Here is a 19,196-nt window from a genome sequence, read left to right on the forward strand (position 1 = left end):
AATGCTACAACGATTGAAAAAAGGGGATGCGATTGGAATTTTTACACCCTCATATCCAGCAACTGTAACAGCAAAAGCGCGTTATGAGAGGGCAAAGGAATTTTTAATCTCAAAAGATTTTCGCATTGTTGAGGGAAATTTAACTGGAAAAGCAGATAGTTATCGCTCGGGAGCACCGAAAGAGCGGGCGAATGAGCTGAATGAATTGATATATAATCCAGATGTTAAGATGATTATGTCAACGATTGGTGGTACAAATTCAAATAGTATATTGCCATATATTGATTATGAAGCATTTAAGAAAAACCCTAAATACGTTGTCGGTTATTCAGATACAACAGCTATATTGCTCGCGCTTTATGCTAAAACAGGGATTTCAACATATTATGGTCCGGCTGTAATACCTTCTTTTGGTGAATTCGAGCCATTAGTAAATGATACATATCGTTATTTTGAAAATTATTTTACCGAGGAAATGCCGTTACCTTATGAGGTACCAATGCCTGCTTTTTGGTCTGATGAGCCTGTTAACTGGCTTGAGAAAACAACTGAAAAAATGCTATTTGCGAATGAATGGATAACAGGGCAATCAGGCGCAGCAGAGGGGCGCTTAATAGGGGGCAATAATAATGCAATGTACGGCTTTATTGGGTCAGCGTATTTCCCGCAAATTCAACACGGAGATATTTTACTCATTGAGGATTGCATGAAGGATGCATCTGTAGTGGAAAAAAATTTCGCGATGTTGAAATTGCATGGTGTTTTTGAGCGAGTTGGGGGCATTATTTTAGGTAAGCACGAGCGTTTTGATGATTTAGGGACGAGCAAAACACCGCTTATGCTTTTATTAGAGCAGCTAGATGGAAAAAAGATGCCGATACTTGCTGATTTCGATTGCTGTCATACGCACCCGATGCACCCGCTAGCAATAGGCAAAAAGATACGGCTTGATGCAACGGCAAAAAAAGTATTTTGTATTGAAGCGTGGTTGTAGAGCTACCAAGCGTGAGGGGCCGTCTCAAAAATTAAACTTTTCTTCAGTGTAGTGAAAAATCAGTTTTGTGCTCATTTAAAATTAAAAGAAAGCTGCCAAATTTAGTGTTTATCCCATTTTCAATGGAACCTTTTTTCTTTTATCCCCCTGATAAAACATCATCAAAAGCGCCCCAAAAGCTGGCAATGTATTGCTTTGGGACGCTTTTTAACATCTATAGTCGAGGGTCTACCGCGTCACTTTCTAGTGCTAATGTAGCTAGTACACATTCATGTATGCGTGCCATGCTTTCTTTTTGGACGAAGCGCTCGATGCCCTCTAAGCCTAGAGCGAATTCTTGCAAGGCATGTTTCATTTTCTTGCTTGGATTGCGCTTTTTTAGTTGGGTTAGCTGCTGCGGGTCTGTATAGTCCATTCCATAAATAATGCGCAAATATTCACGCCCCCGCACTTTAATTGCTGGTTGAATAAGTTTCCCTTTGCTTTTAGGGATAAAGGCTAGTGGCTTAATGACGATTCCTTCGTGACCGACTGCCGTCATTTCCTCCCACCATTCAATCACTTTTTGCTCATCCTGCTCGTTCTCAATGACTTTATACTCTGTTGGAATAAAGATAGTTGAATTTTGAGCAAGCCAATGATTCATTTCCATATGCCATGTATGTGGCTGATGGAAGCACGTTCCGTTGCTATGTGCAAGTATATGGAATGGAGCAACTTGAATGCTTGATAAATCATCTACAGACCAACAATAATTTTGATAAACTGCATCGAAACGTACGGCGTTGCGGAGTAGCTCCTTATATTGCTTTTGCCAATCAGCGACATCGACAAGTGTTGTTTGTAGCTTTGTAGCTAGCTTTTGGCGGTCCATTAAAGCATGTTCTGCAACGTGTGCATACTGCTTATCGATAAGCGACTGAGCCTTTAAGTTCCAAGGTAATATTTCCGCATCTAATAAAACGAAATCTGTTCCCATTTTTTCGAAATAGTTTTTGGCAACTAATTCTGCGTGTAACTTTTGCACGATGATAGCATGAGCTTCTGGTGCGAAAAAGGCTCGCCCAGTGCGTGTTGTAATAATGCCAAGCGTCTCGCTATCGACCCATTCTTTCGCAATTTGCTCATCTTTGAAAAGTAAAAATATAGCGCGACTTCCCATATGCTTTTTCTCCGCAATAAGCTGCGTCAAGCCATGCTTTTTATAATAGGCAAAAGCCTCTAGAGGATGCTCTAAATAATCTTCATGCTGTGATGTTTGTGGTGTTGGGCTCATCGTTGGCGGAATATAAACAAGCTGCTCCATAGGCACAGTGTAGTGTGAAATGGTGTCGATTGCGGCTTTCGCATAGCCGTCGCCAATCCAAACATTTTCGCCATGTGTCGTAGCAACCTCAAAGCCGTTTAAGAAAGCATAAATATTTGGTGCTTGGAAATGCTTTTCTGCTGCTTCTAATAAAGGGTTTTGCTGCTCACCTGCATAATTCTCGTAGGCATCCACTGCCTCGAGGGTACCTTCAGGATAGCGCAGTGCTGTGAGCTGTCCACCGAAGACGACACCTTGGTCGATATTAATTGTATTGTTAATTTTTAAGGGCTTTAGCTTTGGCTCGTGCCCCCAAATAATTAATTCAGATGTTTGGTGATTAGTGTACCAATCTGCACGAATTGGTCGTCCTGTGTCACTTGTTCCAATAACATCGCCGTAACGGCAAAAATCGCGAATGCGCGGTGAGTTTTTTCCAATATAATGGTCTTTGATACCAGCGTGTGTAACGATAGCTTTACCAATTCCATTTTCCAAAATAATATAATGAGAAGGTGCATGCAATAGCATTTTAGCAAGGCGTTCTTTTAATTGCGCTGTGTCATTCGCACCGTGCTGTTGCTCGAAGTGCTGCATTTCTTGCTCAACCATTTCATCTCCATGTGCTAACTGTACGCTTTTTCCATCTAGCCAGCGCGCAATTTTCCAGCCGTGATTACTATCTGTCATATAGCTTAGCCCTGACTCAATTTGCCTCAGCCAAAATTGCATTGTTGCGAGTGATTTTGGACCGCGGCTCATAATATCGCCGACGGAAATCAGCTTACGTCCCTCTGGATGCTTATAAAGGCCGTTTTCCTCGATATAACCTAGCTTTTTGATAAGAGCCATCATTTCATCATAACAGCCGTGAATATCTCCAATAATATCAACCCCTGCGCCAAGCTCAATGTGTAAATCTGAGGGGTGGCGAATTACCTCGACTTGCTCCTCTGGTCGAATTGTATAAAGCTTTGTGAAGGGCTCCTTTTTTAGCAAGCGCTTTTCATCCTTTAGTTTGCGAACTTGTTGTTTAATGCGTGCTGCTCCTCTAGGTCGCTGGCGCTCCTTATCACGTGCTAATAATTGTTCTAGTGGTACGTCAAAGAGTAAACCGTAAATGGCTATATGCTGTCTTTTGGCAATAGCAAAATATATTTCACGCTCCTTGGCGTTCAAATGTGTCGCATCCACAAATGTTAAGCGATTCAGTTTTGCTCTCGCAATAATAATCTGCTCCATTATATGAAATGTTTCTGCTGAAATGGCTGCGTATTGCTCGTATAATAAATCGGCTTCTTGCTTCGAAGCCCCTTGAAAATTGATAAAATCAATGTCTGCGACCGTCATTCGATAATCGTCTGAGCTAACGATTTCGCTTAGTGCAATGCTATTATTGGCAACAAGATTTTGCAAAAATGTTGATTTTCCGCTATTAGATGGACCAATACATAGCACAATGGCTGCATGTGGTAAATGAAGCTGCATTACAGTCCCTCCGTTCGTTTAAAAATGCACATTTGTGTTGGTGTACCGTGCGCTGTGTGTTGTTCGCCAATGCCGTAAAAGGTAGTTGAATAAGGAGTATTCTGTACCATTGCAGCACACCAGCTTTCAAATTGTTGACGCGTCCATTCGAAGCGGTGATCTTCATGACGCATCTCCTCTAGCTTATACACTTTATTGTAATCCGCATTCGGAGTAGTAATAATTAATGCTTTCGGCGCATATTGCTGCAGTAGCATCGACATAATTTTGGGTAAGCGTTCCTCATTAATATGCTCAATCACCTCGCATAAAATTAGAATATCCTTGTGGGCTAAAGTATAGTCATGATAGAATAATGAGCCCCATTGAATGCGTGGCATTATAACTGTGTCAAGCTCCTCAAAGCGCTTTGTTGCTTTTCGAATGGCAGCCTCGCTTGGCTCTACTGCAATGAGCTCTTGAATTGTTGATAGCTCACTTAGTAGCGCTGTTAATTTCCCTTCACCAGCCCCAAAATCGACAACAGATTGATGCGGTAGTTTTTTGACTTGCTCGACAATCGCCTCATAGCGCTGTGTACTGAGTAAAGGCTTTGCTGTAGAAGTAGGCTGTGCATTAATTAGATGACGGAAGCGTAATGCTTTTTTATAAATAAAATCTTTCTCGGGATGCTGCTCTAGCCAGCCCTCACCATAACGCTCCAATCGTTCGCGCTCCGCCTCATCAATAAAATAATGCTTATAATCATCCATTACAGGAATAAGGACAAAAAGTTGTTGCAATGCCTGCTGCAAAGTAGTTAGTGCACTAATTTTAATAAAGCGCGCTCGTTGCGCGGCTGAAATTGCCTCTATTTCAACACTGAAACCAAGTGGTGTAAACAACTGCTGAATTTCTTCGTTTGTGAGCTCCGTAGCTATAGGACCAAATTCAAAGGTGAAAGGGAAAGCCTGTTCAGCGAATGCTACGTACTGCTCCTGTGGTTTACCATTTAGCGCAGTGCCGAGCATTTTGCGAATAAGTGATAAAAAAATACTGCTCGCGGCAAAGCTGCGGTCATTAATATAATGTGTAATATCGTATGCACGTTCATGTCCAACGAGTGTGAGCGGGTCAGGGGTCACAAAAATGGTAGCCTCTACCTCATGCGCTGTTAGCTTATGATAAACGAAGCGTACAGCATGTCCTTTTTCATGTCTTTCATGTAAATTATTTGGATTTTTAGCGAATAAATAAGAAATTTCTTTTGCATATGGGGTTTCGCAATAAATAGTTAATTGCATACAGCCACATCCTTTCTACTTTTAACTATAATGAAAAAACAATCCTTTAGCTAGAAAGTTTCGCGTTTCCAAGTTTTATGAAAAGGTATATATTTATTATAGGAAAGGAGAGGTTTTGATGAAACACAATCCATTACAGCGTTTTGGAGAGATTGTTGGGGGCAAAAAAGGGAGATGGGCATTACTTGGGATATGGCTTGCTCTATTAATTGCTTTAACGATGACATTACCACAAGTAAATAGTGTCGAAAACTTCGCTGGTGATGAATTGCCTACTGATATGATGTCAATCGAAGCAAAGCAAATTATGAAGGAGCAATTTGCATCAGATGCTGGTGTGCCACTATTAATGGTGTGGTATGAGGAAGCGGGCTTAGAACTAGCAGATATAGCCAACATCCAAGCGCTATATGCAAAATTAGAGGCTGGGCCATTAGAGGGGCAGGAGGCTTTACCACCTTTTGCGAAATTGCCTCCTGAGGCGATGCTAGGAGCTCTATCAGAAAACGGACGCTCACTTGTAACACCAGTCTTTTTTGCAACAGATACGAATTCAAAAAGCTTTAAAAAGAGCTTAGAACAAATAACAGCTTATACAACAGAGGTAATGAATGAAAATCCATATGACAAAAGCTTAGATGAAGGTGGCTTACTTGCTCGGTTTTCGGGTCCGGTCGCCATTTCAGTAGATGCAGCTTCACTTTTTGGATCAGCAGACATACAGTTAATGATTGCAACAGTTATTTTAATTTTAGCAATTTTATTGGCGATTTATCGCTCACCAATTTTAGCGTTTATTCCAATTATTGTAGTAAGTATCGCGTTTTTAGTCATTAGTCCATTGCTTGGTTATATGGCGGAAAATGGATGGATTCATAAAGATGCACAGGCAATTTCAATTATGATTGTGTTATTGTTTGGTGCAGGTACAGATTATTGCTTGTTTTTAATTACGAAATATCGCGATAAATTATTAATGGAAAGTAATAAATTTATAGCGATTGCTGAAGCTGTACGTGATTCAGCGGGTGCTATTTTTATGAGTGGCTTTACTGTTGTAATTGGCTTAGCGACACTTGCGTTAGCTGATTACGGTGCTTTTCAGCGTTTTGCTGTGCCGTTTAGCTTTGGTGTGCTCTTAACGATGATTGCGGTATTGACTCTATTACCTGCGCTCCTTTCTGTATTAGGTCGCAAAGCGTTCTGGCCCTTTGTTCCACGGACAGTTGAAGAAGAACAGCTGCTTGCACAGAAAAAGGGGAAGGAATATAAGCCTCGTCAAGAAAGTCATGCTAAAATGCGCAAAATTGGTTTATTTGTTACACGTAAGCCTTGGCTTGTCGTTATAACAGCAGGTATCTTTTTACTGGCATTAGCCTTTACTTCAACAAAAATTCAATATAATTATGATTTACTTTCTTCCTTCCCAGAGGATATACAGTCACGTGAAGGTTTTGCATTGATTGAGGATAATTTTTCGGCAGGTGAATTAGCGCCTGTGCAAATTATTATTGATACACAAGGAAAGTCTGTGGATATTGGAGAGCAGCTTCGTAACTTACCGTATGTAGCAACCGTTCAGGAGCCGCGTGTAGGTAGTGAGAATACAAATATTATATTGTATGAGGTAGATTTGAATAAAGACCCATATTCAAACGAGGCTATGGAAGATGTTGAACAAATGAAGCAGGAAGTAGCAACTATTATAGATAATAAGTTTTGGATTGGTGGCGAAACGAGCGAGCAACTAGATACAAAGAAAGTGCAAAAGGATGATGAAAAGCTCATCCAGCCTGTGATGATTGCTATTATTTTAGCTGTACTTCTTTTATATTTACGTGCAGTTATTACGGCGATCCAATTAATGCTGACAGTACTCGTATCATTTTTTGCAGCCCTTGGTTTAGGCTGGCTTATTATTCATTATGGTTTAGGACACGAGGCGATAGCGAGTGCTATTCCGTTGTATTCGTTTGTATTTATTATTGCATTAGGCAATGACTACAACATTTTTATGATTTCGGATATTTGGAAAAATAGGCATCAAGGGATGGATTATAAGCAAGCGATTACGGAGGGGGTAGCGTCTACTGGTGCAGTCATTACGTCGGCAGGTTTAATTTTGGCAGGTACATTTGCCGTGTTAGCCTCATTACCAATTCAGCTATTAGTACAATTTGGTATCGTTACGGCTGTAGGTGTTTTATTAGATACGTTTATTGTTCGTCCGTTGCTCGTACCAGCTCTTATTACTCTATTTGGGAAATGGTCTTACTGGCCAAGTCGCTTGGGGAAAAAACATAATTAAGCGAATCCATTTAAAGTTGTGTTCTATTATTATTTTATATTATAATAGGGCGAACGCATGTTTTGTCTAATGGAGGATACCGCTTAATGGAAAATTGGAAACGCAATATTACGCTTTTTTTAACGAGCCAAACGATATCATTGTTCGGCTCGGCACTTGTGCAATATGCGATTATGTGGCATGTGACACTAACGACACAATCAGGCATGATGATGACAATCTTTATTATATGTGGTTTTGTCCCAACATTTTTACTTTCACCTTTTGCAGGAGTATGGGCAGACCGCTATAATCGCAAGTGGTTAATTGCGATAGCTGATGGTGTAATTGCACTTTCCACATTAGTATTGGCAATCGTCTTTTTAATGGGCTATGAAGAAATGTGGCTGTTATTTGTTATTGCAGCAATTCGTTCATTTGGGGCAGGGGTACAGACACCTGCTGTTGGAGCCATTTTGCCACAAATTGTTCCAGAGGAGAAGCTAACGAAGGTAAATGGTATTAATGGTAGTATTCAAGCGGGGATTATGTTTATTGCGCCGATGGTGAGCGCAGCATTGCTTAGCTTTGCAACGTTGGAAATTATATTCTTTATCGATGTTGTAACTGCTGCACTAGCAATTTTCACATTATTATTCTTCTTGAAAATAGCAGCTCATGAAAAGGCGATGGGAGAGCAAGTTGGCTATATAGAAGATTTTAAGCAAGGTTTGCGCTATATCCGAGAGCATACATTTTTAAAATCATTCTTTTTATTTTTTGCGCTGTTATTCTTTTTAATTGCACCTATGGCTTTTTTAACACCATTACAAGTGGCACGCTCTTTTGGGGATGATGTATGGCGATTAACGGTGATTGAGCTTACTTTTTCAATAGGTATGATGGTAGGAGGAAGCGTTATTGCAATATGGGGTGGCTTCAAAAATCGAGTACATACAATGATATTTGCTGGTGTTATTATGGCTGTATGTACAATTAGCTTGGGGCTTGTACCAAACTTCTTGCTTTATTCAGTGCTGATGCTAATTTGTGGTGTGGCGATGCCGATTTTCAACACACCTTCAACCGTGTTGCTACAGGAAAAGGTGGAAGGCAATTATTTAGGACGCATTTTCGGTATCTTCGGTATGATTTCTTCATCAATGATGCCGATTGGTATGCTTGTATTTGGTCCATTAGCAGACGTGATTGTAATCGAATGGATTTTAATTGTGACAGGTATTTTGATGATAGCATTACTGTTGCTATTAGCTAAAAACCGAACGCTCATAACGGCTGGTGTGAATGAAGTAAAAGAGCAGAGCGGGATAAACAGATAATTACCTTTCGTTTCAAATGAATTGGGTAATTTCCCTTTCATATAGGAGAAATATTCTTCTATTTTAATTGCGTCAACTTTTTGCCAAAACATTATCACTACTGCCCAATAAACCGTCTAATTGCCGGTTTATTGGGCATTTTTTTTAGGGCACTTAACTTGGACTTTGAGATGAACGTGGAATAAATTCGAAAAAACGTGGAATAAAACTAAAAAAACGTGGAATAAACCTCGAAAAACATGGAATAAATCTGCAATTCAATCAAATGGCGCACGCTAATGTGAGAGAGTGGATGGTATTTCAACCGAATTAGTGAACTGACCACTCAAGCAAGATTCTCTTTTATTCATAGCAACGCCGCCCATTACAATTTCTTAATATAATCTTTACACTTTGCAAAAAAGCATCAGCAGTGCATGGGGGACTAAGGCTAGCAGCGAAATTGCATGCTCGTCATTCACTTGTGTAGTTAGTTAAAACATTTTACGATAAAGTTAGGCTGTAAAATCGTAAAGTAATCATCTAGTAGAGGTGAACAAGGGTGGATCAAGAAGAGTTACGGGTGAAGGATTATTTGCTACAAGGCATTTTGAACGGTACATTTTCATTAGATGATAAAATGCCAAGCGAGCTAGCGTTAGTAGAGCAATTTAAAGTACCAAGAATTAAAATTCGCAATGTCTATCAGTTCATTGAAAAAATGGGCTATATTTATTCGAAGCAAGGTGTGGGACGCTTTTTAAAGCATCAACGAAAAACGCTAGAGGTTGTCATGACAGGCGATGTGAGCTTTAGTGAAAAAATGCGGAAGCAGACAGGCAATTATAAATCAATCGTAACAAAATTAGAGCGTGTACCAGCTAGCCATGCAATTTATAGTAAGCCTCAAATTGTACCTGAGCATACAATTTATTTAGTGGAGCGTTTGCGCTTTATTGACGGTGAACCTGCGGCACTTCATCGGTCCTATGTTATTGCTAATAATTTCCCGCAAATTAAGCAGGCAAATAATCGATTAACGTCGATGTATAGTTTTTATAAAAGTAATGGTATTAATCAATTCCATAGCAGCTTTTCTAATTTATTAGTATCATTTCCAAATGAATTGGAGCGTGCCTTGCTTGGCTGTGAGGTGCTCGTACCACTTGTAAAGGTTGAATCAGACAATTGGGATAAGGAGCAAAATCAATTATTGGAGTACACAGAAATAATTTATCGTACAGACCGTTTTTCTTTCCAACTATGAAAAATAGGTAGGGGCTGTCTGAAAAGTAGGCGAACATGCTACTTTTCAGGCAGTCTTTTTTTAGCGATAAAGGGTCGGCTGAAAAGTTATTTTGAGGCGTTCCCTTCGCGACGAGTAATCGCAGGAGCAACTGTTTTACTGCGACGAGTAATCGCAGGAGCAAATGTTTTATGTGCCGAAAGCGAAGTGACAGGTACAAGCATTTTTTAGCGAATATTTAATATAAGAGATTGTCCAAAAAGCCGTGCATAGCCGGCATTTTGGACAGTAGCGATGATGTTTCGCAAAAAATTGATTTATATAAATAGAGAACGCCTCTATTAAAAATGGGAGGAACATTGGCTTTAGCAGCGTTCTCCTTCAGTAAAAGGGAAGCGATGAAAACATTGATTTCAATGCAGTGTCAAACAAAATGGACTTTTCGGACAATTCCAGCCCTGTGCAATCTTTGACAGGCTGAAAACGTGAACTTTAAAGTTTTTTCCGAAATATCTCTATAGCATTACAGCTTGGCGCCTTTTTTGTAAAGAGTCTTTACATATTCTTCACGAAACCTTTTCACTAGGCAGCTTGGCGACAAGTTAGGATGGTGTTGAAAGGAGCTGACATGATGAAAAGAGCTGAACGAACAAAGTTGTTAATTGAAGTAGGAAGAGAGCTTGCATTACAACTTGCAGCTAATATTTGCGAGCAATATGAGGTGCAGGAAATTAGCCCACCAAAAGAAGGACTTATTATGGTCAAAATGCGTGAAACAGCGCAAAAATCATTGTTTTATATAGGGGAAGTATTGGTTACCGAAACGAAGGTGAGGATTCGGAATGCTTATGGCGTTGGCTTAGTGAGGGAATCTGAGCCAGAATTGTCAAAGGCATTGGCAATTATAGATGCAGCTTATAGTGCGCAGCTACCAGAAACGCTTATATGGGCGTCGCATTTTGAGGTGTTAGCTGAGCAACTTCACACGAAGCAGCAGAAAATTAAACAATCCATCGAGCGAACAAAAGTCAATTTCGATACGATGGCTACTTAAGGAGGAGCAGCATGGAAGCCGTACATTTTACACAACGTGCATTTCGTATATTGCTAAATTGTTTTGCAAGACCTGGTACAGCAGGAAAGTTGGAAAGCAATCATACGGTGAATAACCTATATGGAGAAACGGTGACAGTCTGTAGGTCATTGCTAGACGGTGAAGTAAGCTTTCAAACAGCTAATGAGCATCGAGAAATTAATCAATCATTACGGGCATTGACAGGTGGGCAAATTGAGCCTTTAGAGCAGGCTGACTTCATTATTATTCCTCATGGTGCGGAGCGACAGCAGCTATTAAAGGCGGTTGAGTTAGCCAAAGTCGGTAATTTAATTGACCCTCAAAAATCTGCGACGATTATTATGGAGCTAGATGAGGCGACAGCAACGATTGTAGCACAGCTAACAGGTCCAGGTATTGCTACAGTAGAAAATGTTGAACTTGCTGTATGTAAGGAATTTTTAGCATTACGTGCAAGTAAAAACAAAGAATTTCCGCTCGGTATTGACTGTATTTTTATTGAGCGTAGCGGACGGGTTATTGCTCTCCCTCGCACAACGACTATCAGTGAGGTGACGAATTAATGGCATATGTAGCGGTACGTGGTGGTGCTGAGGCGATTGAGGCATCATTAGAGCATTTACAGTATGAGCGAGTTAAAGATGGGGCCTTTGTGGCTGTTGAAACATTACAGGTGACAATGCGGGGTTTTTTAGACCAAGTGATGTCAGAGAGTAGTCTCTACAGTGAGCAGTTAGCGGCGCTTGCGATGAAGCAAAGCGAGGGCAATGTGGAGGAGGCAATTTTTTTACTACGTGCCCATCGTTCGACATTGCCGAGATTGTATTATTCAACGACTACAGATGCGCGAAGCATGTTTGTTTTACGTCGCATTTCAGCTAGCTTTAAAGATATTCCAGGTGGTCAAATTTTAGGTGCATCTCATGATTATTTACACCGCTTACTGAATTTCGATTTATTGCAGGAAACAGTAGAAGATGTAGCAGCACAAAAGGCTGAATTTGAAGCGATTGAAGTGCCAGACAATAGTGTTTTACAGTTGGAAAAATTACCAAAAGTGATGGATTATTTGCGTCAGGAAGGGTTAATCCGAGAGTTTCCTGAGAATGATGCTGAGCCAAGTGATATTACAAAGGAGAGCATAGCTTTCCCGACAAATCGCTCCCAGCGTTTACAAACATTAACACGTGGGCAAACAGGCACTGTTACATCGCTTGGCTATGCAGGCTTGCGCGGCTATGGTGCATCACATCCAACAGTTGGGGAAGTAAGAGTTGGGTGGCAGTCAATTCACGTTGCGTTAGATGATGGGGACGACCCGTATTATATTGGAGCAATTAAGCTAACAGAGGTAGAATCATTTATTCCAGTGAATGTCAATGGAGAAGATAAGCAAGTAGTGGAATTTGATGTGGGCTACGGTGCATGCTTCGGTCAAAATGAAACGAAGGCAATTGCCATGTCTATCGTTGACCATGCACTAGAGGTCGGGGGAGATACAGCGATTCATGATGAGGAATTTGTGTTACTGCATATAGATACGATTGAGTCGACAGGTTTTATTTCGCATTTAAAAATGCCTCATTATGTCACATTCCAATCGAAGCTTGAGCAAATGAGGGCGATTAAAAGGGAGGGCAAAATGCTATGAGAGAAGTGCCATTCGCATTATTAGATGAGCAGTCGAAAAAGGAAATACGACGTGCGATATTAAAGGGCGTTGCGATTCCCGGTTATCAAGTCCCCTTTGCCTCGCGTGAAATGCCGATTGGGCGTGGCTGGGGAACAGGTGGCCTGCAATTGACATTGGCGCTTATTGGTAAGGAGGATACGTTGAAAGTAATTGACCAAGGAGCAGATGACTCGGTCAATGCAGTTAATATTAAAAAGCTTGTACAAAAAACAACAGGTGTTCAAACGACAACGCACACGCAGGAGGCATCGATTGTTCAATCACGTCATCGTATTCCAGAGGTGCCACTTACAAAGGAGCAAATTCTTGTATTGCAAGTGCCAGAGCCAGAGCCATTGCGTGCAATTGAGCGCAGTGAATATAAAACGAAGCGTTATCATGCAGAAAAGGAATATAGCGGCGCTTATTTAATGCTTTTTGAGCAAATTATGCGTTATAACCAAACATCACAAGGAGCCGATTATCCTGTGCTAGTAAATGGGCGCTACGTAATGAATCCAAGTCCGATTCCGCGCTTTGATAATCCAAAAATTCATCACAACGAAGCGCTTATCCTATTTGGGGCAGGGCGTGAGAAGAAAATTTATGCTGTACCCCCTTACACTAATGTGCAATCACTTGCCTTTGAGGACTATCCATTCGTAGTGGAGCAATTTACAGGAAAAATCTGTCGCGAAACGGGCTTATCGAATGTTTTCTTAGATGAGTTAACAGATGAGGAAACAGGCGAAACTTACTATTTATGTAATGATACGAGCTATATGGAAGAGGTACTGGCGCGAAAGGTGGCGGTAAAGCAATGAGGGAGCAACCAATTTTACAAGTTCACAAGCTATCAAAGCAGTATGGAAAGGGCTGTAGCCATTGTCACGGAGAGAATGTTCAGCTAGAAAAAAACTTTTGTCCAGCTTGTAAAACAGTTTATGCATGTCGCGATATTTCCTTTGAGCTGTATCGTGGCGAAATACTTGGCATTGTTGGGGAAAGTGGTAGCGGTAAGTCGACTTTAATGAAGAGCTTGTATTTTGATGAGCAAATTACGAGTGGTGTTGGTTTATTAAAGGATTTTAAAGATGGTACAGCAAATATTTTTGAGCAATCTCGTCAGCAGCAACGTTTTATTCGTAATACAATACTCGGCATGGTTTATCAAAATCCCATGCTTGGCTTAAATATGGAGTTTTCTTCGATGAGTAATATTGCAGAAAAGCAAATTGCTGCGGGGAATCGTCATGTGCGCAATATGGAAAATCGCAGCTTAGAGCTACTCGGTCATGTCAATATTCCGCTTTTCCGTAGCAAGGAAGCACCTAAAAACTTTTCAGGTGGTATGCAGCAGCGGGTACAAATTGCCAAAGCTTTATCCAATAACCCACCTGTTTTATTGCTTGATGAGGTGACGACAGGGCTAGATTTATCAGTACAGGCAGATGTGCTTGATTTAATTAAGTCAATCCAACGTGAATTAAATATTTCAATGATAGTTGTCTCACATGATTTAGCTGTTATACGTATGCTTGCAGACCGCACAATTGTTATGCTCAATGGTCAAATTATAGAGCACGGCTTGACAGACCAAGTGTTAGAGGACCCACAGCATGCCTATACGCAGCAGCTAGTTTATTCATTGTTATAATAGTTCAATTTTACCCTAGCACAAGCTGACAGATAGAAATTTAATTAATAAGGAGACTTGCCATGATTGCCATTGTAAATGGAGTGATTGTAACAGAGCAGCAATTTTTATATGACCACGTTGTCCTCATTGAAGATGCGGTGATTAAACAAATTGTTCATCAAGCGGATGTCCAGCTAGATGGAGTAGAGGTCATTAATGCCAATGGGGGTTATGTGTCACCGGGATTTGTCGATATTCATTCAGATTATATTGAAACGATTGTTAGCCCGCGTCCCAATTCAGTAATGAACATGAATATTGGCTTGCGTGAAAGTGAGCGTATTTTAATGACGCATGGGATTACAACAATCTTTCATTCATTGTCATACTATGGCGATGATAAATATTCGCATAAGGCGATTCGCAATCCCGAAAATGTGCAGAAATGCGTTGATGCTATCAGTGCCTCGCATGATGAGCCACATTTAATTCGTCATCGCTTACATGCACGCTTTGAAATTGATTCAGTCGGTCAATTACAGCAGTTAGAGGAAAATATTTTAGATGGTAAAGTACATTTACTGTCGTTTATGGACCATACACCGGGGCAAGGGCAGTATCGCAATTTAGAAATATATAAAAACATTATGCGTGGCTATCGCTCAATGACAGAGCATGAGGCAGACACGTTAATTAAAGAGCAAATTGATAAAGAAAAAATTACGTTAGAGGATATTGAGCGTCTAAGTCGTTTAGCGATTTCGCATAATATTGCCGTTGCCTCACATGATGATGACGATATACAAAAGCTAGCACTTGTTCAATCGTATGGCACGACGATTAGTGAGTTTCCAATTACGTTAGATGTGGCGAAGGAAGCGAAACGATTAGGCTTACAAACGATAGCGGGTGCACCGAATATTTTATTAGGTGGCTCGCATACAGGCAATTTAAGTGCGGCAGAGGCCATTCAGGCAGGGGTTATTCATATTATTTGTAGCGACTATTATCCACCGGCGATGCTGCACGGTATTTTCGAGCTTGCTAGTAAATATGAAGAGGACTTACACGCCCTATTCCAGCTTGTGACGATAAATCCTGCAAGAGCTGTTAATATGGGGCATGAAATTGGCTCCATCGCAGTAGAAAAAAAGGCAGACATCATCATTATTGAGCAAATGGCAGATGGCTATCCTGTTGTGACAACAACAATTGTCGACGGTAAAGTTATTTTACGAACGAATTATCGATAAGGATGTGTGAGGATGATAACCGTAGAAAATTTGCATAAAAGCTTTATGATTCATCATTTAAGTAGAACATTACCAGCACTGCAAGACGTTTCATTGCATGTTCCCGAAGGTAGCTTTTTAGGCATTGTCGGGAAAAGTGGGAGTGGGAAATCAACGATTTTAAAAAGCATTTATCGCACATATGAGCCACAGAAGGGCAAGATTTTATTTCAATCTGAGGCGTATGGCACAATTGATTTAGTACAGGCAACAGCGCGTGAAGTCGTTTATTTACGCAAGCATGAAATTGGCTATGTTTCGCAATTTTTAAATGTCATGCCACGTACAACAGCGTTGGAGCTAGTCGAGCAATCGCTGCTTGATTTAGGCGTATCGAGGGCGGAGGCTACACCGAAGGCACAACAAGCACTAAAGCATTTTGATATTGACGAGGCGCTATGGAATAGCTATCCAAATATGTTCTCTGGCGGTGAAAAGCTCCGTTTAAATATTGCCTGTGCTATTGTGAAAGAGCCGCGTTTATTACTGCTGGATGAACCGACAGCAAGTCTTGACCAAGCATCTAAATTGAAGGTGCGAGAGGCAATTGAAAAGCTCAAAGCAAACGGCACGACGTTAATTGGTATTTTTCATGATTTAGAGTTCATGGAAGGCTTATGTGACAACGTCTTTCATATGGAAAAAATGCAAGGAAAGGAGCTTGTGTAATGAAGGTTGACTTGCATATGCATAGCACATATTCGGATGGCTCAAATACGTTAGAGGAGCTTTTTCGACAAGCAAAGACAGTAGGTTTAACGCATATTAGTGTCGTTGACCATGATACGGTACATCATTTTGAAGAAGGGCAGCAGCTTGCCGAGAAGTATAATATTCATTTTATTCCGGGAATAGAGATTTCAGCCTATGATTTTGAGCGTGGTCGCAAAGTGCATATGCTAGGCTATCAATTACAAGGTTCATGTGAGCATATTCGCCGGCTTTGTCAGCCATTGTTGAATCGTCGTCATGAGCATACACTTTGGCAAATGCGTCAAATTCAGGAGGCGGGCTTTGCGATTACAGAGGAGCAGGCATACGAGCGTATAGCTGAAGTAAATGTGCTATACAAACAGCATATTATGGATGTGTTAACGACTGCGTCTTTTGATTCCAAGGATTATCAAACATTGTATAGGTCATTGTTTAAAAATAATGGCGTAGCTGCCAGTGATATTCGCTATGTCGATGTATTCGCTGCATTGCGTGCGATTAAAGCAGATGGAGGTATTGCTGTGCTGGCACATCCCGGTCAACTTGATTCCTATGAAATTGCAGAGGAATTGATTAAGGAGGGGCTAGATGGTATTGAGTTAGTACATCCAGATCATAATGAACACGATTATGAACGAATTGTAACGATGGCAAACAAGCATGGCTTATTAATGACAGGTGGCTCTGATTACCACGGTCGATATGGCACAGAAATCGCGCTTGGTAAATATACGATGCAACATTTGTATATGCCGCAATTTGTAAATGCTTAGTTAATGATTATTAAGAAACTGCCGAACTACTTTTATTATTAGCTAATTATGATTAAATATTGCATGTAGAGCACGTCTACTAAATTTTGTACGAAAAAAGGAGCATAACATGAGCAAAAAATGGATTTTACTATTTTCGATGATTTTATGTGCAATTCTTCTAGTTGCTTGTAATTCAGGGGAAGGTACATCTTCAGGTACAGCGGCTACTAATGAATCAAATGGAAATGCAGCGAAGTCTAAATCGAATGAGCCATTAGTGATGGTATGGTATCCAAATGAATCAGGTTCTGAAATGGCTGGTGCTCGCGATGCATTCGGCAAGATTTTTGAAGAGGCAACAGGTCGCAAAGTAGAACAAAAATTAACGACAGATTATGCGATTGCTATTGAAGCGATTGCTAGTGGTAATGCACAAGTCGCTTTCATGGGTCCACAAGGTTATATTGAGGCGAACAATAAAAGCGCAGATGTGCAGCCAATCGTTGTACCTTCTGGTAGTTCAGGTACATTGGAGGATGCAGTTTATTACAGTTGGTTAGCAGTTCCAAAAGATAAAGCTGATGAATATAAGGTAAATGGTGAATTCTCAATTGATACAATTGCCAATAAAAAAATGTCATTCGTATCCGCATCATCAACATCAGGCTTTAAAGTGCCTTCTAGCTCAATCGTTGCACACTTTTCGAAACAGGATGCTTATAAATCATTGAAACAAGACGATTTAATCGAGTCCAATGCGTTATTCCCAGAAGTGCTATTTGGCGATTCTCACCAAGGTTCAGCGGTGAATATGTTAATGGAGCGTTCAGATGTGTCCGCTTTTTGTGATACATGTGTCTCAGCATACGTAGATTTAGTGGAGGGTGAACCGAATACGGCAGGTGCAGTTTACCGCGTAAAGGATGATGCAGCAGCACCGTTTAATAATTTACCTGGTAAAGAATTTACATTGATTTCGTCTACACCTGTATTAAACTCGCCATTTGTAGTAAACACATCTGCATTAACAGCAGAAGAAATTACGAAGCTAACAGAGCTATTAATTTCGGATGAAACAGCAAATAATAAAACGATTTTCGTACCAAAGGATTCAGGGGAAATTGGTCTGTTTTCTAAATCAGCAGACGAGCGCTTTGTACAAGTAAATGATGCTTGGTTTGACCCAATCCGAAAATTGTCTGAGTAGTTCAACTAACAATCCGTGGGGGATGAGGAAAACCCCCACGGATTGAAGTTTCACTTTATTTTGATAAAGAAGGGAAGAAAATGATGCCAACGATTACGTTAGATCGCCCAGCAGAGCAAGGGGTGACGAAAGAAGCGGCAATTGTCACGCAAACTGTTTTGGAATTGCGCAATATTGAAAAAAGCTATGATATGAAAACGCTAATTATAAAAGATATTGATTTACAGTTAAAGCAAGGGGAATTTGTCTCGATTATTGGACCATCAGGTGCGGGAAAATCAACATTGCTACGTTGCATTAACCGCATGATTGAACCGACGGACGGAGACATCATTTTCGACGGAATGAATATTACACAATTAAATAAAGCAGCACTTCGCAAACAACGCACAAAAATTGGCATGGTGTTTCAGCACTACAATTTAGTTTCGCGCCTAACGGTATTTGAAAATGTATTGCATGGTCGCTTTGGCTACAAATCGACGCTACAAGGTATTTTAGGCTTGTATACAGAGGAAGAAAAAATATTGGCGTTATCCATTTTAGAGAAGCTTGGAATGAAGGACCATGTATATAAGCGTTGTGACCAGCTAAGTGGCGGTCAGAAGCAACGTGTTGGTATCGCACGAGCACTTGTACAGCAGCCGAAATTATTATTATGCGATGAGCCAATTGCTTCGCTCGACCCAAATTCTTCAAAGGTTATTATGGATCATTTAAAGGAAATTTCTCAGTCGATGGGTATAACAGTACTTGTGAACTTACATCAAGTAGATGTAGCGTTGAAATATTCTGACCGCATTATCGGTTTAAATCGAGGCTCAAAATTGTTCGACGATTTACCGAAGCGCTTAAATCAAATGGATATTCGCAATATTTATGGTGCAGAAGTAGATGAGCTTATTTTTGAATAGTGTTA

Annotated in this window: 16 protein-coding genes; 14 read left to right on the forward strand and 2 right to left on the reverse strand. The window is 40.5% G+C overall.

Translation table 11 applies throughout. The annotated features are described in order from the left end of the window. Position 1 precedes the first annotated feature (1 nt). Positions 2 to 994, forward strand: coding sequence for a S66 peptidase family protein (locus MHH70_RS13495; RefSeq protein ID WP_342471743.1), 993 nt, complete (start codon positions 2 to 4; stop codon positions 992 to 994). A gap of 214 nt (positions 995 to 1,208) precedes the next feature. Here MHH70_RS13495 and MHH70_RS13500 read toward each other — a convergent pair whose 3' ends face one another. Next, positions 1,209 to 3,788, reverse strand: coding sequence for an AAA family ATPase (locus tag MHH70_RS13500; RefSeq protein ID WP_342471744.1), 2,580 nt, complete (start codon positions 3,786 to 3,788; stop codon positions 1,209 to 1,211). Continuing rightward, a complete protein-coding gene (locus MHH70_RS13505; RefSeq protein WP_342471745.1) occupies positions 3,788 to 5,071 on the reverse strand; it encodes a methyltransferase domain-containing protein in 1,284 nt (427 codons plus the stop codon). The genes MHH70_RS13500 and MHH70_RS13505 overlap by 1 nt, the downstream gene beginning before the upstream one ends. A gap of 118 nt (positions 5,072 to 5,189) precedes the next feature. Here MHH70_RS13505 and MHH70_RS13510 point away from each other — a divergent pair, with 118 nt between their 5' ends. From MHH70_RS13510 to phnC, 13 genes are all read left to right on the forward strand, one after another. Continuing rightward, the gene (locus MHH70_RS13510) at positions 5,190 to 7,379 is read left to right on the forward strand and encodes an MMPL family transporter (protein WP_342471746.1); all 2,190 of its coding nucleotides are present in this window, start codon (positions 5,190 to 5,192) and stop codon (positions 7,377 to 7,379) included. Positions 7,380 to 7,465: 86 nt separating this feature from the next. Beyond that, positions 7,466 to 8,698 (forward strand): MFS transporter, encoded by a 1,233-nt coding sequence (locus MHH70_RS13515; RefSeq protein WP_342471747.1) that lies wholly within the window; start codon positions 7,466 to 7,468, stop codon positions 8,696 to 8,698. A gap of 541 nt (positions 8,699 to 9,239) precedes the next feature. Continuing rightward, positions 9,240 to 9,944 carry a GntR family transcriptional regulator gene (locus tag MHH70_RS13520; RefSeq protein ID WP_066169348.1) on the forward strand — a complete coding sequence of 235 codons (705 nt, stop codon included), beginning with the start codon at positions 9,240 to 9,242 and terminating at the stop codon, positions 9,942 to 9,944. A gap of 607 nt (positions 9,945 to 10,551) precedes the next feature. Next, positions 10,552 to 10,977, forward strand: a complete 426-nt coding sequence (phnG, locus tag MHH70_RS13525) for a phosphonate C-P lyase system protein PhnG (protein WP_342471748.1) — start codon at positions 10,552 to 10,554, stop codon at positions 10,975 to 10,977. Positions 10,978 to 10,988: 11 nt separating this feature from the next. After that, positions 10,989 to 11,561 (forward strand): phosphonate C-P lyase system protein PhnH, encoded by a 573-nt coding sequence (gene phnH, locus MHH70_RS13530; protein WP_342471749.1) that lies wholly within the window; start codon positions 10,989 to 10,991, stop codon positions 11,559 to 11,561. After that, positions 11,561 to 12,649, forward strand: coding sequence for a carbon-phosphorus lyase complex subunit PhnI (locus MHH70_RS13535; RefSeq protein WP_342471750.1), 1,089 nt, complete (start codon positions 11,561 to 11,563; stop codon positions 12,647 to 12,649). The genes phnH and MHH70_RS13535 overlap by 1 nt, the downstream gene beginning before the upstream one ends. After that, the gene (locus MHH70_RS13540) at positions 12,646 to 13,494 is read left to right on the forward strand and encodes an alpha-D-ribose 1-methylphosphonate 5-phosphate C-P-lyase PhnJ (RefSeq protein ID WP_342471751.1); all 849 of its coding nucleotides are present in this window, start codon (positions 12,646 to 12,648) and stop codon (positions 13,492 to 13,494) included. The genes MHH70_RS13535 and MHH70_RS13540 overlap by 4 nt, the downstream gene beginning before the upstream one ends. Continuing rightward, positions 13,491 to 14,327 carry an ATP-binding cassette domain-containing protein gene (locus MHH70_RS13545; protein WP_342471752.1) on the forward strand — a complete coding sequence of 279 codons (837 nt, stop codon included), beginning with the start codon at positions 13,491 to 13,493 and terminating at the stop codon, positions 14,325 to 14,327. The genes MHH70_RS13540 and MHH70_RS13545 overlap by 4 nt, the downstream gene beginning before the upstream one ends. A 62-nt stretch (positions 14,328 to 14,389) precedes the next feature. Then, a complete protein-coding gene (gene phnM / locus MHH70_RS13550) occupies positions 14,390 to 15,562 on the forward strand; it encodes a phosphonate metabolism protein PhnM (RefSeq protein WP_342471753.1) in 1,173 nt (390 codons plus the stop codon). 6 nt (positions 15,563 to 15,568) lie between these two features. Then, positions 15,569 to 16,270, forward strand: a complete 702-nt coding sequence (gene phnL / locus MHH70_RS13555; RefSeq protein WP_342471754.1) for a phosphonate C-P lyase system protein PhnL — start codon at positions 15,569 to 15,571, stop codon at positions 16,268 to 16,270. Then, positions 16,270 to 17,088, forward strand: coding sequence for a PHP domain-containing protein (locus MHH70_RS13560; protein WP_342471755.1), 819 nt, complete (start codon positions 16,270 to 16,272; stop codon positions 17,086 to 17,088). The genes phnL and MHH70_RS13560 overlap by 1 nt, the downstream gene beginning before the upstream one ends. A 109-nt stretch (positions 17,089 to 17,197) precedes the next feature. Continuing rightward, positions 17,198 to 18,277, forward strand: a complete 1,080-nt coding sequence (locus tag MHH70_RS13565; protein WP_342471756.1) for a PhnD/SsuA/transferrin family substrate-binding protein — start codon at positions 17,198 to 17,200, stop codon at positions 18,275 to 18,277. 80 nt (positions 18,278 to 18,357) lie between these two features. After that, positions 18,358 to 19,191 (forward strand): phosphonate ABC transporter ATP-binding protein, encoded by an 834-nt coding sequence (gene phnC / locus MHH70_RS13570; protein ID WP_342471757.1) that lies wholly within the window; start codon positions 18,358 to 18,360, stop codon positions 19,189 to 19,191. Positions 19,192 to 19,196 lie beyond the last annotated feature (5 nt).

Source organism: Metasolibacillus sp. FSL H7-0170 (assembly GCF_038593115.1).
Lineage (GTDB): Bacteria > Bacillota > Bacilli > Bacillales_A > Planococcaceae > Metasolibacillus > Metasolibacillus fluoroglycofenilyticus.

What these genes read in the sequence shown, in the direction of transcription:
- MHH70_RS13505 (WP_342471745.1), bottom strand. Translation starts at nt 5,071, where the DNA reads ATGCAATTAACTATTTATTGCGAAACCCCATATGCAAAAGAAATTTCT.
- MHH70_RS13495 (WP_342471743.1), top strand. Translation starts at nt 2, where the DNA reads ATGCTACAACGATTGAAAAAAGGGGATGCGATTGGAATTTTTACACCC.
- MHH70_RS13540 (WP_342471751.1), top strand. Translation starts at nt 12,646, where the DNA reads ATGAGAGAAGTGCCATTCGCATTATTAGATGAGCAGTCGAAAAAGGAA.
- MHH70_RS13560 (WP_342471755.1), top strand. Translation starts at nt 16,270, where the DNA reads ATGAAGGTTGACTTGCATATGCATAGCACATATTCGGATGGCTCAAAT.
- phnH (WP_342471749.1), top strand. Translation starts at nt 10,989, where the DNA reads ATGGAAGCCGTACATTTTACACAACGTGCATTTCGTATATTGCTAAAT.
- MHH70_RS13500 (WP_342471744.1), bottom strand. Translation starts at nt 3,788, where the DNA reads ATGCAGCTTCATTTACCACATGCAGCCATTGTGCTATGTATTGGTCCA.
- phnC (WP_342471757.1), top strand. Translation starts at nt 18,358, where the DNA reads ATGATGCCAACGATTACGTTAGATCGCCCAGCAGAGCAAGGGGTGACG.
- MHH70_RS13510 (WP_342471746.1), top strand. Translation starts at nt 5,190, where the DNA reads ATGAAACACAATCCATTACAGCGTTTTGGAGAGATTGTTGGGGGCAAA.
- MHH70_RS13565 (WP_342471756.1), top strand. Translation starts at nt 17,198, where the DNA reads ATGAGCAAAAAATGGATTTTACTATTTTCGATGATTTTATGTGCAATT.
- MHH70_RS13545 (WP_342471752.1), top strand. Translation starts at nt 13,491, where the DNA reads ATGAGGGAGCAACCAATTTTACAAGTTCACAAGCTATCAAAGCAGTAT.
- MHH70_RS13515 (WP_342471747.1), top strand. Translation starts at nt 7,466, where the DNA reads ATGGAAAATTGGAAACGCAATATTACGCTTTTTTTAACGAGCCAAACG.
- phnG (WP_342471748.1), top strand. Translation starts at nt 10,552, where the DNA reads ATGATGAAAAGAGCTGAACGAACAAAGTTGTTAATTGAAGTAGGAAGA.
- MHH70_RS13535 (WP_342471750.1), top strand. Translation starts at nt 11,561, where the DNA reads ATGGCATATGTAGCGGTACGTGGTGGTGCTGAGGCGATTGAGGCATCA.
- phnM (WP_342471753.1), top strand. Translation starts at nt 14,390, where the DNA reads ATGATTGCCATTGTAAATGGAGTGATTGTAACAGAGCAGCAATTTTTA.